The 13,517-nt window shown below is 58.7% G+C and carries 16 protein-coding genes and 1 other RNA gene; 9 read left to right on the forward strand and 8 right to left on the reverse strand.

Annotated elements, in window-relative coordinates; genetic code table 11:
* The first annotated feature begins 45 nt into the window (after nucleotides 1-45).
* Together ubiD and CUN63_RS13755 are read left to right on the forward strand one after the other, a co-directional pair.
* Complete coding sequence (gene ubiD / locus CUN63_RS13750) at nucleotides 46-1,512, forward strand: 4-hydroxy-3-polyprenylbenzoate decarboxylase (protein WP_129440127.1); 1,467 nt, start codon at nucleotides 46-48, stop codon at nucleotides 1,510-1,512.
* The gene (locus CUN63_RS13755; protein ID WP_129440129.1) at nucleotides 1,512-2,480 is read left to right on the forward strand and encodes a CDP-6-deoxy-delta-3,4-glucoseen reductase; all 969 of its coding nucleotides are present in this window, start codon (nucleotides 1,512-1,514) and stop codon (nucleotides 2,478-2,480) included. The genes ubiD and CUN63_RS13755 overlap by 1 nt, the downstream gene beginning before the upstream one ends.
* 14 nt (nucleotides 2,481-2,494) lie before the next feature.
* Here the strand turns inward: CUN63_RS13755 and CUN63_RS13760 are convergent, their stop codons facing one another.
* On the reverse strand, nucleotides 2,495-2,971 hold the full coding sequence (locus tag CUN63_RS13760; RefSeq protein ID WP_165353253.1) for a sn-glycerol-3-phosphate transporter: 477 nt from the start codon (nucleotides 2,969-2,971) through the stop codon (nucleotides 2,495-2,497).
* 351 nt (nucleotides 2,972-3,322) lie between these two features.
* Between CUN63_RS13760 and CUN63_RS13765 the strand changes: the two genes are divergently transcribed.
* A complete protein-coding gene (locus tag CUN63_RS13765) occupies nucleotides 3,323-3,991 on the forward strand; it encodes a gamma-glutamylcyclotransferase (RefSeq protein ID WP_129440131.1) in 669 nt (222 codons plus the stop codon).
* Here the strand turns inward: CUN63_RS13765 and glpT are convergent.
* On the reverse strand, nucleotides 3,967-5,316 hold the full coding sequence (gene glpT, locus CUN63_RS13770; RefSeq protein WP_129440133.1) for a glycerol-3-phosphate transporter: 1,350 nt from the start codon (nucleotides 5,314-5,316) through the stop codon (nucleotides 3,967-3,969). The genes CUN63_RS13765 and glpT overlap by 25 nt on opposite strands.
* A 326-nt stretch (nucleotides 5,317-5,642) precedes the next feature.
* Between glpT and CUN63_RS13775 the strand changes: the two genes are divergently transcribed.
* On the forward strand, nucleotides 5,643-6,257 hold the full coding sequence (locus tag CUN63_RS13775; protein ID WP_129440135.1) for an energy transducer TonB: 615 nt from the start codon (nucleotides 5,643-5,645) through the stop codon (nucleotides 6,255-6,257).
* Between the two features lie 61 nt (nucleotides 6,258-6,318).
* Here CUN63_RS13775 and CUN63_RS13780 read toward each other — a convergent pair whose 3' ends face one another.
* A complete protein-coding gene (locus CUN63_RS13780) occupies nucleotides 6,319-7,296 on the reverse strand; it encodes an NADPH:quinone oxidoreductase family protein (protein ID WP_129440137.1) in 978 nt (325 codons plus the stop codon).
* 150 nt (nucleotides 7,297-7,446) lie between these two features.
* On the opposite strand from CUN63_RS13780, the gene CUN63_RS13785 reads away from it, so the two are divergent.
* Nucleotides 7,447-7,854, forward strand: a complete 408-nt coding sequence (locus CUN63_RS13785; RefSeq protein ID WP_033060630.1) for a flagellar basal body-associated protein FliL — start codon at nucleotides 7,447-7,449, stop codon at nucleotides 7,852-7,854.
* 106 nt (nucleotides 7,855-7,960) lie between these two features.
* Here the strand turns inward: CUN63_RS13785 and CUN63_RS13790 are convergent, their stop codons facing one another.
* Nucleotides 7,961-8,410 (reverse strand): EVE domain-containing protein, encoded by a 450-nt coding sequence (locus CUN63_RS13790; RefSeq protein ID WP_129440139.1) that lies wholly within the window; start codon nucleotides 8,408-8,410, stop codon nucleotides 7,961-7,963.
* Between the two features lie 201 nt (nucleotides 8,411-8,611).
* On the opposite strand from CUN63_RS13790, the gene CUN63_RS13795 reads away from it, so the two are divergent.
* Entirely contained in the window at nucleotides 8,612-8,764 is a 153-nt protein-coding gene (locus CUN63_RS13795) for a hypothetical protein (RefSeq protein WP_008024268.1), read from the forward strand.
* 34 nt (nucleotides 8,765-8,798) lie between these two features.
* On the opposite strand, the gene CUN63_RS13800 is transcribed toward CUN63_RS13795, so the two are convergent.
* From CUN63_RS13800 to CUN63_RS13815, 4 genes are all read right to left on the reverse strand, one after another.
* Entirely contained in the window at nucleotides 8,799-9,404 is a 606-nt protein-coding gene (locus tag CUN63_RS13800) for a 5-formyltetrahydrofolate cyclo-ligase (RefSeq protein WP_129440141.1), read from the reverse strand.
* 86 nt (nucleotides 9,405-9,490) lie between these two features.
* A non-coding RNA gene (gene ssrS / locus CUN63_RS13805) (6S RNA) lies at nucleotides 9,491-9,669 on the reverse strand.
* Nucleotides 9,670-9,699: 30 nt separating this feature from the next.
* Complete coding sequence (locus CUN63_RS13810; protein ID WP_007942435.1) at nucleotides 9,700-10,017, reverse strand: cell division protein ZapA; 318 nt, start codon at nucleotides 10,015-10,017, stop codon at nucleotides 9,700-9,702.
* Nucleotides 10,014-10,223, reverse strand: coding sequence for a TIGR02449 family protein (locus CUN63_RS13815; protein ID WP_007982902.1), 210 nt, complete (start codon nucleotides 10,221-10,223; stop codon nucleotides 10,014-10,016). The genes CUN63_RS13810 and CUN63_RS13815 overlap by 4 nt, the downstream gene beginning before the upstream one ends.
* A gap of 128 nt (nucleotides 10,224-10,351) precedes the next feature.
* Here CUN63_RS13815 and CUN63_RS13820 point away from each other — a divergent pair, with 128 nt between their 5' ends.
* The 3 genes from CUN63_RS13820 to ubiH are packed head-to-tail and all read left to right on the forward strand — an operon-like array spanning nucleotide 10,352 to nucleotide 13,458.
* Entirely contained in the window at nucleotides 10,352-10,912 is a 561-nt protein-coding gene (locus CUN63_RS13820) for a YecA family protein (RefSeq protein WP_129440143.1), read from the forward strand.
* Nucleotides 10,913-10,939: 27 nt separating this feature from the next.
* Nucleotides 10,940-12,274, forward strand: coding sequence for a Xaa-Pro aminopeptidase (gene pepP / locus CUN63_RS13825; RefSeq protein ID WP_129440145.1), 1,335 nt, complete (start codon nucleotides 10,940-10,942; stop codon nucleotides 12,272-12,274).
* On the forward strand, nucleotides 12,271-13,458 hold the full coding sequence (gene ubiH / locus CUN63_RS13830; protein ID WP_129440147.1) for a 2-octaprenyl-6-methoxyphenyl hydroxylase: 1,188 nt from the start codon (nucleotides 12,271-12,273) through the stop codon (nucleotides 13,456-13,458). The genes pepP and ubiH overlap by 4 nt, the downstream gene beginning before the upstream one ends.
* The last annotated feature ends 59 nt before the right edge of the window (nucleotides 13,459-13,517 follow it).

Here is a 13,517-nt window from a genome sequence, read left to right on the forward strand (position 1 = left end):
GCAGAGCAGGTAGGATGTACGCCTATTTTAGGGGTGCCATCGTCAATGAAATTCAAGGATCTTCGGGATTTCGTGCAGCAGCTTGAGCAGCGCGGAGAGTTGAAACGCATCCAGATCCCCGTCTCTCCAGTGCTGGAGATGACCGAAGTCTGTGATCGCACGTTGCGCGCCAAAGGGCCGGCGCTGCTGTTCGAAAAACCCACCGGTTATGACATCCCGGTGCTCGGCAATCTGTTTGGCACCCCTGAGCGCGTGGCGCTGGGCATGGGCGCAGAGGCGGTCAGCGAATTGCGCGAGATCGGCAAGCTGCTGGCGTTCCTCAAGGAGCCCGAGCCACCGAAAGGCCTGAAAGATGCCTGGTCCAAGCTGCCGATCTTCCGCAAGATCATCGCCATGGCTCCGAAGGTGGTCAAAGATGCGGTCTGCCAGGAAGTGGTCATCGAAGGCGACGACGTCGACCTCGCGATGCTGCCGGTGCAGACCTGCTGGCCGGGCGACGTCGGCCCGCTGATCACCTGGGGCCTGACCGTCACCAAAGGTCCGAACAAGGATCGCCAGAATCTCGGTATCTACCGTCAGCAAGTGATTGGCCGCAACAAGGTCATCATGCGCTGGCTGAGCCATCGTGGCGGCGCGCTGGATTACCGCGAGTGGTGCGAGAAGCATCCTGGTCAACCGTTCCCGGTGTCCGTGGCGCTCGGCGCCGACCCGGCGACCATTCTTGGCGCTGTAACGCCTGTGCCGGACAGCCTTTCCGAATATGCTTTCGCTGGTTTATTGCGTGGCAATCGCACCGAGCTGGTGAAGTGCCGTGGCAACGACCTGCAAGTGCCGGCGACCGCCGAGATCATCCTTGAAGGCGTGATCCATCCGGGCGAGATGGCCGACGAAGGTCCGTACGGCGACCACACCGGTTACTACAACGAAGTCGATAGCTTCCCGGTGTTCACTGTCGAGCGCATCACCCACCGCATCAAACCGATCTACCACAGCACCTACACCGGCCGTCCGCCGGATGAGCCGGCGATTCTCGGCGTGGCGCTGAACGAAGTGTTCGTGCCGATCCTGCAGAAGCAGTTCCCCGAGATCACCGACTTCTACCTGCCGCCCGAAGGCTGCTCGTACCGCATGGCCATCGTGACCATGAAGAAGTCGTATCCCGGCCATGCCAAGCGGGTAATGCTCGGTGTCTGGTCGTTTTTGCGACAGTTCATGTACACCAAGTTCGTTATCGTCACTGACGACGATATCAACGCACGCGACTGGAACGACGTGATCTGGGCCATCACCACGCGCATGGACCCCAAGCGCGACACGGTGATGATCGACAACACGCCGATCGATTACCTGGACTTCGCCTCGCCGGTTTCCGGCCTGGGTTCGAAGATGGGGCTCGATGCCACGCATAAATGGCCGGGCGAAACCACTCGCGAGTGGGGCCGGGTGATCGTCAAGGACGAAGCCGTTACCCAGCGGATCGATGCCATCTGGAATCAGTTAGGAATAGATTGATGCGTGTAACCTTGCAGCCCTCCGGAGCAGTGCTACAGATTCTGCCCGGCGAGTGGATTCTCGATGGCGCGCGGCGTCTGGGTTACGAATGCCCGCAAAGCTGTCGAAACGGCAATTGCCACGTGTGCGCCGCACTGCTGGTGGAAGGGCGGGTCGAACAGGAAGGCGGTGTGCGCGACCATGGCGAGTTCTACACTTGCATAGCAGAGCCGCTGGAAGACTGCATCGTGCTGTGGGATGGCGTGCTCGCGCTGGGAGAATTGCCGGTGCGCAGCTTGTCGTGTCAGGTCATTGAATGCAGGGACGTCGGCGGCGATACCTGGCGTGTGCGACTGCGAGCGCCGGCCGGCAAGTCGCCGCGTTATCACGCCGGTCAGTACTTGATGATCGAGCGCGAGAGCGGCGAGAAATCCGCGTTCTCCCTGGCCTCGGCACCGCATGGCGGGCGTGATCTGGAAATCCATGTACTGGCGCGCGAAAGCAGTGCGCTGAGCTTGATCGACCAGTTGCAACGCAACCCGATGGTGCGGATCGAAATGCCGTTCGGCGACACCCATCTGGCGGAACTGCCGGACGGTCCACTGGTGCTGATTGCCGCGGGCACCGGCATGGGCCAGATCCATAGCCTGATCGAACATTGCCGTGCCACGGGCTTCAAACATCCGGTGCATCTGTATTGGGGCGTGCGTCGTCCTGAAGACTTTTACGAGATCGAACATTGGGATGAATGGCTGAAACTGCCCAATCTATTCCTGCATAAAGTCGTCAGCGATCAATGCGGCTGGCAGGGGCGTTGCGGGATGTTGCATGAGGCGGTGTGTGAGGACTTCCCGGATCTGAAATTCTTGCATGTCTACGCCAGCGGCTCTCCGGCCATGGTCTACGGCACACTGGATGCTTTGGTCGAAGCTGGGATGGACGCTCATCAAATGCGCGCCGATGTATTTGCTTACGCCCCGCGATCGTAGGTGGGCGAACCGTTCTAGAAGCGCACCCCGGTCGTCACCATGACGGCATTGAAGCCGAGCAACACCAGCTCGGCTGCCAACGGTCCGTAGTGTGCACCTATTGAAGGAATGATCACCGGCGCGACGCCGAAGTGATTCAGGGGGATCTTGTCCTTAGACTTGCCGCTGTAACCTTGTAGCAAGCCACCACTCAGTTTGAAGTACACGGGATAGTCGGCGCTCTCGTAGCGTTTGCCCGCATACGCATAATTTGAACGCTGGCTGAACGAGTTGCGAAAAGTTGCGCCACCAAACAACCAACCGGACGCTTGCTCACGCTCAAGGCCGATGAGCTCCTGATTGTTATTGTGATCGGAGTCGTCGGAGTAGTGTTTGGTAAAGACACTGGCCTGCAAATACCAGGAGCCCGTGTCTTTCTCGGAGGTATCTTCTGCCCGCGACTGCTGCGCCATAAGCACCAGAAGTAATCCGTAAATCCATGGTTTTTTCATTGTTCAGGCCTGTAAGGCAGTTTGGCTTGCGCCTGTGGGTGGCCGTTATACGCCATACATACTGCAACGGACAGGCGGGAAAACTGAAGGATGTGTAGGAAGTTTCTCCTAAGTGGGCTTTATCCTAGACGCGCTAATGCTTATGTATATTTCATTCCGGTATTTAAGAATTTTTCTAAATGATATTAGGGTATATGGGCAGGCCTTCAGCTTTGGCATTTGATTGCTTATGGCTGCTCCGGAAGGTCGACCGTCTCTTAGCACTTTTCGTTTTAGTGTTACTGCTATATGTTCTATGACGTGAATGTTGCTTATATTTTGTAATGATTGCAGGGCCGAAATTTCATCGCCATGAGTGCCATTGAATCTGCTTTTTTGAATCTGGCTTACCCTCCGCGGCTCGATCTGGGGCCGCAGCTCACGCACGAACAATTACTCAGCTCGATGCAGTCGACGATGGCGCGCCACAAGGGCGGGCCGGTGTGGCTGTTCGCTTACGGCTCGCTGATCTGGCGTCCCGAATGCGCAGCAGTGGAGCGAGTGCGCGGTCGTGTGCATGGCTACCATCGCGGTTTGTATTTGTGGTCCCACGAACATCGCGGCACGCCCGAAGTGCCTGGGCTGGTATTTGGCCTGGATCGCGGTGGTTCTTGCAGCGGCTTCGCCTATCGCTTGCCTGAAGAACAACTTGAAGCGTCTCTTTACGCACTTTGGCAGCGCGAAATGCCATTCCCGTCCTACCGTCCACACTGGCTCAACTGCCGTCTTGAAGACGGAAGTCAGGTTCAGGCGTTGGGGTTTGTATTGGAGCGGCATCTGCCCAGCTATGCGGGCAACTTGCCGGATCACGTGCTGAGCCACGTGTTCGAAAACGCTTGCGGGCGTTACGGCACGACTCGCGATTATGTCGAGCAGACCGCCCACGCCCTGCGTAGCCACGCCATGCCAGACCGGAATCTGGAGGCGCGGCTCAAGCGCTGCAAATCAAAGGCCGATCAGGCGATTGCTTCGCGACTCTGACTGGCGACTTGTTTGTGCCACAGCGTCGGCGCAAGGAAGGCCATCGCCAGTAAGCATGCGCCGATCAGCAGCACGAAACCGCCGTCCCAGCCGAAGTGGTCCACGGTGTAGCCCATCGCTGCACTGGCCGCGACCGAACCACCCAGATAACCGAACAGGCCCGTGAAGCCCGCTGCCGTACCGGCGGCTTTCTTCGGTGCCAATTCCAGCGCTTGCAAGCCGATCAGCATCACCGGGCCGTAAATCAGGAAGCCGATCGAGACGAGCGCGATCATGTCGACTGTCGGGTTGCCCGCCGGGTTGAGCCAGTACACCAGGGTCGCAACAGTCACCAATGCCATGAACACCATGCCGGTCAGGCCACGGTTGCCACGGAAGATCTTGTCCGACATCCAGCCGCACAACAGCGTGCCCGGAATACCTGCCCATTCGTAGAAGAAGTAGGCCCACGAGGTTTTATCCACGTTGAAGCCCTTGGCTTCCTTGAGGTAGGTCGGTGCCCAGTCCAGCACGCCGTAGCGCAACAGGTAGACGAAGACGTTGGCCAGGGCGATGTACCAGAGCATTTTGTTGCGTAGCACGTATTTGACGAAGATTTCCTTGGCGCTGAATTCTTCTTCGTGGCTGGCGTCGTAGCCTTCCGGGTAGTCGTTCTTGTACTTCTCGATGGGCGGCAGGCCCACCGACTGCGGGGTGTCGCGCATGGTGACGAAGGCAAACACCGCCACCGCCATGGCGACTGCCGCCGGCACGTAAAACGCTGCGTGCCAGTCATTGAACAGGCCCATGCCGAGCAGGAACAGCGGGCCGATCAGGCCGCCACCGACGTTATGCGCCACGTTCCACAAGGACACTACGCCACCGCGTTCCTTCTGCGACCACCAGTGCACCATCGTCCGCCCACTCGGTGGCCAGCCCATGCCCTGGGCCCAGCCATTGATAAAGAGCAGGATGAACATGATGGTCACGCTGGACGTTGCCCAGGGCGCGAAACCGAAAATGAACATCACACCGGCCGATACCAACAGGCCGAAGGGCAGGAAGAAACGCGGATTGGAGCGGTCGGACACGATGCCCATCAGGAACTTGGACAGGCCGTAAGCAATGGCGATGGCCGACAGCGCCAGGCCCAGCTCACCGCGGGTATAGCCCTCTTCGATCAGATAGGGCATGGCCAGGGAGAAGTTTTTGCGCAGCAGGTAATAACCGGCGTAGCCGATAAAAATACCGGCGAAGATCTGCCAGCGAAGGCGTCGGTAGGTGTTGTCTATTTTTTCTTCAGGCAATGGAGCCTGATGTGCGGCAGGACGAAAGAAAGCAAACATTCAAGAGCTCCAGATTTCTTGTTTTGACTGCGGATGCGAATGTTACAGTTTCGTTACCGAAAATAGCACCGGTTCGCATCGGCCAAATAGCGGAAATGCTGGAGATTTCATGTTCTTTTATGAACATGTCGCTCAGGTGTAAATGTAGGGCGTTGTGGGAAACGTTACTTGCAGGTCTACGTGCCGCATTTTGGTCCAGGGTAGGACGAGGCTTTGGGAAATGTCCTTCGATTGAATGGGAAGTCATGACGTTCTGTTGCAGATCACCGAGCTTTAACCTTTGTGCAGATGCCGGGTCTGGCAATCGGTCGTGAAGGGGAGGGGTTATGCGGTGGTTTGCGTGTGTGCTTTTGTTGGTTGTGTCGGTTGGTGTTCGGGCCGAGGAAGTGTTTCTGGTCCCGGAAAACAATCCCAAACCGGTTTACCCCAGGGCGCTTTTCAGGGCCGGGATAACAGGTGAAGTTCGAGTCAGGTTCACTGCCAATGCCGATGGCTCGGTCAGCAATGTGAGCATTTTGCAAAGCGATCATGCTGATCTGGCCGAAGCGACGCGGAAGGCGCTAGCGCAGTGGCGCTTCAAACCATGGACGGTAGAAGGCGACATGCCCGCCGAGCAGGAAGTGATTGCGCCGATGGTTTTCAGACTGGATCTGGACACGCCCATTCATACCAACCAGTGGCTCAAACAACTGAGATGTCGTGACCTCAATGAGGCGCTGGTCGATTTTCCGGAGTTCGCGTGGGTTGATTCAAAAGTGTTTGATTACACTCGCGCCTATCTGTCGAACGTGATTTATACGACACAGTTGCAGAACGAGCAGCGTCTGGCCTTGATTGCCAAATTGAATAAGCGGGTACCGAGAATCGTCAGGGATTGCCGGGCGAGCCCAGCCCGCAAATACATGAGTTTGCTGCCGGAGGATATTCGGAAGTTGTTTTAGTCCCGGACAATAAAAAACGGCCTGAACAACTTCATTTGAAGTCCAGACTGCTTCTTTGGGCTCAGCGAACCTGAACCACCACTTTCCCAACCGCTTTGCGCTGGCCAAGATCATTGATCGCCTGCGCCGCTTTGCTCAGTGGATATACCTGCGACACCAACGGCTTCAACTTGCCCTCGGCAAACCAGCCAAACAATTGCTGGAAGTTCGCCGCGTTGTCTTGAGGCTGGCGCTGGGCAAACGAGCCCCAGAACACGCCGACCACCGCTGCGCCTTTGAGCAGCGCGAGGTTCACGGGGAGTTCGGGGATGCGACCGCTGGCAAAGCCGACCACCAGCAGGCGCCCGTTCCAGGCAATGGCGCGGATGGCCTGGTCGAACAGGTCGCCGCCCACCGGATCGTAGATCACGTCGGCGCCCTGGCCATCGGTCAGGCGCTTGATTTCGTCCTTGAGACTGGTTTCGCTGTAGTTGATCAGCTCATCGGCACCGGCAGATTTGGCCACCGCGAGTTTTTCGGCGCTGCTGGCGGCGGCGATCACGCGGGCGCCCATGGCTTTGCCGATTTCCACGGCGGCCAGACCGACACCGCCGGAAGCGCCGAGAACCAGCAGGGTTTCACCCGGTTGCAGGTTGCCCCGTTGCTTGAGCGCGTGCATCGAAGTGCCGTAGGTCATGCTGAACGCGGCGGCGGTGTTGAAGTCCATCGATGGCGGGATGGGCAGCACGTTATAGCCCGGCACCGCGACCTGTTCGGCGAAACTGCCCCAGCCGGTCAGCGCCATGACCCGGTCGCCGACCTTGAGGTGGCTGACCTTTTCGCCTACTTCGCTGACCACGCCAGCCGCTTCGCCGCCCGGAGAAAACGGGAAGGGCGGCTTGAACTGATATTTGCCCTCGATGATCAACGTGTCCGGGAAATTCACCCCGGCGGCGTGCACGTCCAGCAGGATTTCATTCTTCTTCGCGACAGGACTGGCGACGTCTTCCAGCACCAGCGATTCGGCAGGGCCGAAGGCTTTGCACAGCACGGCTTTCATCAGGGCTATTCCTTTGGGAGTGATGGCCGATAAGTGTAGGTGTGTGAGTCGATGGGTCAACGAGCATGCCCGGCCCTGATAGTCAGCCATAAGCTTGTGCTTGAGCGGCGGGTCGTTATGCTAGGCCGCAAACCGGATAAGGAGCGAATTGTGAAAGCGTGGATCATGTTGTTGCTGGCCCTGTCTCTGCCTGTGGCAGCGATGGCCGAAGAAGCCAAAGAAGGTGCAGCTCCGAAGGTCAATTACATCACCCTGAGCCCGCCGTTCGTGGGCAACTACGGGCTGGACGGGACGCCGAAGCTCAAGGTCTACAAGGCCGATGTGGCATTGCGAGTGACCGGTGATGAGGCGACCAAACTGGTGAAAGCCAATGAGCCGTTGATTCGTAATCAGCTGGTGGCGTTGTTTGCCCAGCAGACAACTGAAGCGATGAACAACGTCGAGGCCAAGGAAAAGCTGCGTCAGGAAGCCCTGAAGCAGACCCAGCAAATCATGAACGACGAAACCGGCAAGCCTGTGGTTGAGGATCTGTTGTTCAACAACCTCATTATCCAGTGAGTCTTGGTTTGTCTGAATGATTGCCAAGATCGCAGCCTTCGGCAGCTCCTACAGGGAACCGCGCTCGGAGTAGGAGCTGCCGAAGGCTGCGATCTTTTGGCGTCCGTCAGCGCAATGCAATCACCGCCGCCCACTGCTCGGCCGTCACTGGCATCACCGACAGTCGCGAGCCTTTCTGCACCAGCGGCATCTCGGCCAGCGCCGCCTGCTGTTTCAGATAATCCAGCTTAAGCACTTTGGGAAACGTCTCGACATGCGCGACATCGATCGCGCTCCAGGCGTTTTTCTCTGGCGTGGCCTTCTGATCGTAGTAATGACTCTCCGGCTCCAGCGCCGTCGGGTCTGGATACGCGGCTTCGACGATCTTTCCGATCCCGGCGATCCCCGGTTCGGGGCAGCTGGAGTGATAGAAGAAAAACTCTTCGCCCACCGCCATGGCCCGCAGAAAATTACGCGCCTGGTAGTTGCGAACCCCGTCCCAGCGCGCTTTGCCAAGCGTCTCCAGGCCCTTGATCGAGAGCTCGTCGGGCTCGGATTTCATCAGCCAATAAGCCATGGTTTTTGCTCCTTGCGAAGTGGGTGGGCAAGTTGTCGGGGAATTTTATGACAAACCGACGGTCGGTTGACGCCAGCGTTTGCGTGTCGGTTCACGTTGTCGCAAAATGCCGGCCTTCTAAGCTTGACGCTGCTGCACGGCCTACACCTACAACGGAAACCGCTGCTGTCATCGTGTTGATGTGCCTTTGGGGGGCAATCGATGAAACGCAAACCGGATTTACTATGGATTTTGGTTATTTTGTTCGGCCTCGGCGTCGTGACCACCGGCTATGCCCAAAGCCTGTGGAGCAACAAGACCGACGCTCCGATCGAAATCGCGCAGCAACAACAGCCGTCGGCCTTCAAACGCTGAAACTGTCTTCGGACGCCGCTGATTCCAGTGGCGTCTAGCCGGCGAAATACCGCGCCTTGTCTGTCACCGTTCCCTGTAACGGCACATCCCAGCTCGCTTGAGCCAATCGTTCGACCTTCTGACATTCATGGGCCAGCCCCAATAGCGTTGGCTTGCGCCAGTTTTTACGTCGTGCCAGGTACGCCAGGCTTCGATCATAGAAACCACCGCCCATGCCCAGGCGTCCGCCGACATCGTCAAACCCCACCAATGGCAACAGCACCAGATCGAGCGCCCAGACTTTGCGTTGCCGGGCGAGGTTGTGCCGGGGTTCGAGAATACGAAAGCGGTTGGGTTTGAGTTTTTCACCGGGGCGAATTCGCTGGAACACCATTTTGGTTCGTGGCCAGGCGCTGAGCACCGGCAGATACGTTGCCTTGCCTCGACGTTGAGCGGCACGCAGCAAAACACGCGGATCGATTTCACCGTCGGTGGGTAGATAAAGGGAGATGTGTTTTGCGCGGCGAAACAGCGGGTGCTGAGCCAATTGCGTGTACAGCCCGCGAGCGGCCTGGCGCTGCTGACTGGGTGTCAGTGCGCGGCGGGCCTTGCGCAGCATGCGTCGAAGTTGCGGGCGGGGCAGCAGCGCAGGTTCGGTCATGAATTCGGGCTTCGGCAGTGCGGGTACATAAAGCGTACCCGTAAAAAAGCCGATGCCGGTATTTAAACCGGCATCGGACTGGAATCAGGCTCCCCGGATGTACCGCTGTCGACTTAGCCCTTGAACCCGAAAGTTCAAGGTGGAAGATGCAGTAGGCTTTAAGGCTTTCCGTCTAGCGGACATGCACACCAGCCCAACGTGCAACCTCCAGGGTATAGCAAATCGGCTCAGGGACATCGCCAACTGGCAAGCACCCCAGGGAGTGATGCGAGTATACCCCAAGCGGTTTCGCGTTTCAGCCCTTGGTGACGTCCGGATCGGTTGCGAGCACCAGATCGACGCGATCCAGCAGGTCGCGAACCTGCTCGCGGGTCGAGCCGCTGGCCTGCACATCCGGGCGTTCTTCCTTGTGCAGAAGGTCGTGCGTGATGTTCAGGGCGGCCATCACGGCGATGCGATCGGCGCCGATGACTTTGCCGCTGCTGCGGATTTCGCGCATTTTGCCGTCCAGGTAACGGGCGGCGCTCACCAGATTGCTGCGCTCTTCCTGGGGGCAGATGATCGAATATTCTTTATCGAGGATCTGCACGGTAACGCTATTGCTTGAACTCATGAGTCTTGCTCCAGGGCCTTGAGGCGCGAAATCATTGATTCGACCTTACGCCGGGCGATTTCGTTCTTTTCAATGAGGTGAGCGCGTTCCTCGCGCCAGGTCTTTTCCTGAGCTAATAGGAGTCCGTTTTGACTCTTTAGTTGCTCGACGCGGGTAATTAGCAGTTCGAGTCTGGCCATTAGCGCTTGCAGGTCGGTGTCTTCCATTGGGTCCACTGAAATTGTGTCAGATGGGTGATAGCTGGCGGACAGCCTTTAATAGTCTTGGCGAGTCTGTCGATGTAGGATACAAGGCCTTCATTCTAGACATAGCGCCGTCTGGCGCCTAGCTGCCCATGCCCATTCAGAATTCCCCGTACCAAGCCTTCGCCAAACTGCTGACTTCCAGCGGTCATAATGCCTCGCCTGCCGAACTGCATGGCCTGCTGCTCGGCCGCAGTTGCGCCGGTGCCGGTTTCGATGCCGAAGGTTGGCTGATTGATGCCGCCGAGCTGCTCGAAAGCGAGCCGCAGGATAATGTCCGCAACGCCTTGATTGGCTTGCAGGAGATGGTCAAGGGCGAGCTCACTGGCGACGACGTGACCGTCGTTCTGCTGCTGCCGACCGATGACGAGCCGCTGGCCGACCGCGCCGCCGCACTGGGCCAATGGTGCCAGGGCTTCCTCAGCGGTTTCGGCCTGAACTGCCGTGACAGCAGCATGCTGAGCACCGAGGCCACCGAAGTACTTCAGGATCTGGCGGCTATTTCACAGGTGCAAGACGCCCTGGAAGAGTCCGACGACGGCGAAAGCGATTACATGGAAGTGATGGAGTACCTGCGCGTCGCGCCGCTGCTGCTGTTCACCGAAACCAAAAAGCCGGACGCGCCCGCTGCCGCCAAACCGTCGTTGCATTAATCGCGTGCCAGGGAAAGCCATCTGCCCATGATTCATATCCCGAAATCGGAATACAGCCGTCGCCGCAAGGCCCTGATGGCGCAGATGGAACCCAATAGCATCGCCATCCTGCCCGCCGCCGCCGTTGCGATCCGCAACCGCGACGTCGAGCACGTCTACCGTCAAGACAGCGACTTCCAGTACCTCAGCGGTTTTCCCGAGCCTCAGGCGGTCATCGTTTTGATGCCTGGGCGTTCACATGGCGAATACATATTGTTCTGCCGTGAACGCAATGCCGAACGGGAGTTGTGGGACGGCTTGCGCGCCGGGCAGGAAGGCGCGATTCGCGACTTTGGCGCCGACGACGCCTTCCCCATCACCGACATCGACGACATCCTGCCGGGCCTGATCGAAGGTCGCGACCGGGTGTATTCAGCCATGGGCAGCAACCCGGAATTCGACCGGCACCTGATGGACTGGATCAACGTGATCCGCTCTAAAGCGCACCTCGGCGCCCAGCCGCCGAACGAATTCGTTGCTCTGGATCACCTGCTTCACGACATGCGCCTGTATAAATCGGCGGCAGAAGTGAAAGTGATGCGCGAAGCCGCACGGATTTCCGCCCAGGCACACATCCGCGCGATGCAGGCCAGCCGAGTCGGGCTGCATGAGTTCAGCCTCGAAGCCGAGCTCGACTACGAGTTCCGCAAGGGCGGGGCGAAAATGCCGGCCTACGGTTCGATCGTCGCCGCTGGGCGCAACAGCTGCATCCTGCATTACCAGCAGAATGACGCAGTGCTCAAGGACGGCGATCTGGTGTTGATCGATGCCGGTTGCGAGATCGATTGCTACGCCAGCGACATCACCCGCACCTGGCCGGTCAACGGCAAGTATTCAGCGGAACAGAAGGCGATCTACGAGTTGGTGCTGGCGTCGCAAGAAGCTGCGTTTGCGGAAATCGCCCCGGACAAACACTGGAATCAAGCCCACGAAGCCACGGTCCGGGTGATTACTGCCGGGTTGGTGAAGTTGGGCCTGTTGCAGGGCGACGTCGACGAGTTGATCGCCAGCGAAGCCTATAAAGCGTTTTACATGCACCGCGCCGGCCACTGGCTGGGCATGGATGTGCATGATGTCGGCGAATACAAGGTCGGCGGTGAATGGCGCGTGCTGGAAGTCGGCATGGCGCTGACCGTGGAACCGGGCATCTACATTGCCCCGGGCAACCAGAACGTAGCGAAGAAATGGCGCGGCATTGGCGTGCGCATCGAGGACGACGTAGTGGTCACCAAAAGCGGCTGTGAAATCCTGACCAAAGGCGTACCGAAAACGGTCGCCGAGATCGAGGCCTTGATGGCCGCCGCGCGGGCACAAGCGGCATGAGTCGAGTCAATCTGGCAATCATCGGTGGCGGTCTGGTCGGCGCCAGCCTGGCGTTGGCACTTCAGGCCGGAGCCAAGGCTCGTGGCTGGAAGATCGTGCTGATCGAACCGTTCGCTCCCGGCGATACTTATCAACCGAGCTACGACGCCCGTTCTTCGGCGTTGTCCTACGGTGCCAAGCAAATTTATCAACGGTTGGACGTGTGGCAGGAAATCTCCCGCCGCGCCGAGCCGATCAAACAGATTCATGTCTCCGACCGTGGACGCTTCTCCACCGCGCGATTGTCGGCGATGGAAGAGGGCGTTCCGGCGCTGGGTTATGTGGTGGAAAACGCCTGGCTCGGCCAATGCCTCTGGCAGGGGCTGGACAAGGACGTGATCAGCTGGCGTTGCCCAGCGGAAGTCACGCGCATGGAGCCGCTGATCGATGGCTATCGCCTGACCCTCAACGACGAAACCACTCTGGAATGCGATCTTGCGGTGCTGGCTGATGGCGGCCGTTCCGGCCTGCGCGAGCAACTGGGGATCGGCATCAAAAAGCGCCCGTACAACCAGAGCGCGTTGATTGCCAACATCACACCGAGTGAAGCGCACAACGGCATGGCCTTCGAGCGTTTCACCGATGACGGGCCGATGGCCTTGTTGCCGTTGCCGGAAAACCGCTGCGCACTGGTCTGGACTCGATTGGGAATGGACGCGCAACGGCTCGCGGCCCTCGATGAAAAGAGCTTCCTCAGCGAGTTGCAAGGCGTGTTCGGTTATCGCCTCGGCACTTTGAAGCAGGTTGGTGCGCGGCATTTGTACCCGCTGACATTGATCGAGGCCGAAGAGCAGGTGCGTCCGCATCTGGCGATTCTCGGCAATGCTGCCCACAGCCTGCACCCGATTGCAGGGCAAGGTTTCAACCTGTCTTTGCGTGATGCTCAAGCGCTGGCCGATGCGTTGCTGGCCAGCGAAACATCTCCCGGAGACTTTGCGACCTTGCAGGCCTACCGCGAGCGTCAGCGTCTGGATCAGAACCTGACCGTGGGTTTCTCCGATCAGGTCACCCGTTTGTTCGGCAGCACTCAACCGCTGGTTTCCCTGGGCCGCAACATCGGTCTGCTCGGTCTCGATCTGCTGCCGCCGGCCAAACGCTGGTTCGCGCGGCAGGCCATGGGTTTGGGTACGCGTCCCGATGCTTAAGTGGCGGTCGGAAAATCCCTTTATATGCGGCTCAAGCCGCAAGCGAGACAGGCTTAAAG

This window comes from Pseudomonas sp. ACM7, assembly GCF_004136015.1.
Taxonomy (GTDB): domain Bacteria; phylum Pseudomonadota; class Gammaproteobacteria; order Pseudomonadales; family Pseudomonadaceae; genus Aquipseudomonas; species Aquipseudomonas frigoris.

Coding starts and splice junctions, on each gene's coding strand:
- ubiD (WP_129440127.1), top strand. CDS start 46: ATGAAATTCAAGGATCTTCGGGATTTCGTGCAGCAGCTTGAGCAGCGC.
- CUN63_RS13755 (WP_129440129.1), top strand. CDS start 1,512: ATGCGTGTAACCTTGCAGCCCTCCGGAGCAGTGCTACAGATTCTGCCC.
- CUN63_RS13760 (WP_165353253.1), bottom strand. CDS start 2,971: ATGAAAAAACCATGGATTTACGGATTACTTCTGGTGCTTATGGCGCAG.
- CUN63_RS13765 (WP_129440131.1), top strand. CDS start 3,323: ATGAGTGCCATTGAATCTGCTTTTTTGAATCTGGCTTACCCTCCGCGG.
- glpT (WP_129440133.1), bottom strand. CDS start 5,316: ATGTTTGCTTTCTTTCGTCCTGCCGCACATCAGGCTCCATTGCCTGAA.
- CUN63_RS13775 (WP_129440135.1), top strand. CDS start 5,643: ATGCGGTGGTTTGCGTGTGTGCTTTTGTTGGTTGTGTCGGTTGGTGTT.
- CUN63_RS13780 (WP_129440137.1), bottom strand. CDS start 7,296: ATGAAAGCCGTGCTGTGCAAAGCCTTCGGCCCTGCCGAATCGCTGGTG.
- CUN63_RS13790 (WP_129440139.1), bottom strand. CDS start 8,410: ATGGCTTATTGGCTGATGAAATCCGAGCCCGACGAGCTCTCGATCAAG.
- CUN63_RS13795 (WP_008024268.1), top strand. CDS start 8,612: ATGAAACGCAAACCGGATTTACTATGGATTTTGGTTATTTTGTTCGGC.
- CUN63_RS13800 (WP_129440141.1), bottom strand. CDS start 9,404: ATGACCGAACCTGCGCTGCTGCCCCGCCCGCAACTTCGACGCATGCTG.
- CUN63_RS13810 (WP_007942435.1), bottom strand. CDS start 10,017: ATGAGTTCAAGCAATAGCGTTACCGTGCAGATCCTCGATAAAGAATAT.
- CUN63_RS13815 (WP_007982902.1), bottom strand. CDS start 10,223: ATGGAAGACACCGACCTGCAAGCGCTAATGGCCAGACTCGAACTGCTA.
- CUN63_RS13820 (WP_129440143.1), top strand. CDS start 10,352: ATGCCCATTCAGAATTCCCCGTACCAAGCCTTCGCCAAACTGCTGACT.
- pepP (WP_129440145.1), top strand. CDS start 10,940: ATGATTCATATCCCGAAATCGGAATACAGCCGTCGCCGCAAGGCCCTG.
- ubiH (WP_129440147.1), top strand. CDS start 12,271: ATGAGTCGAGTCAATCTGGCAATCATCGGTGGCGGTCTGGTCGGCGCC.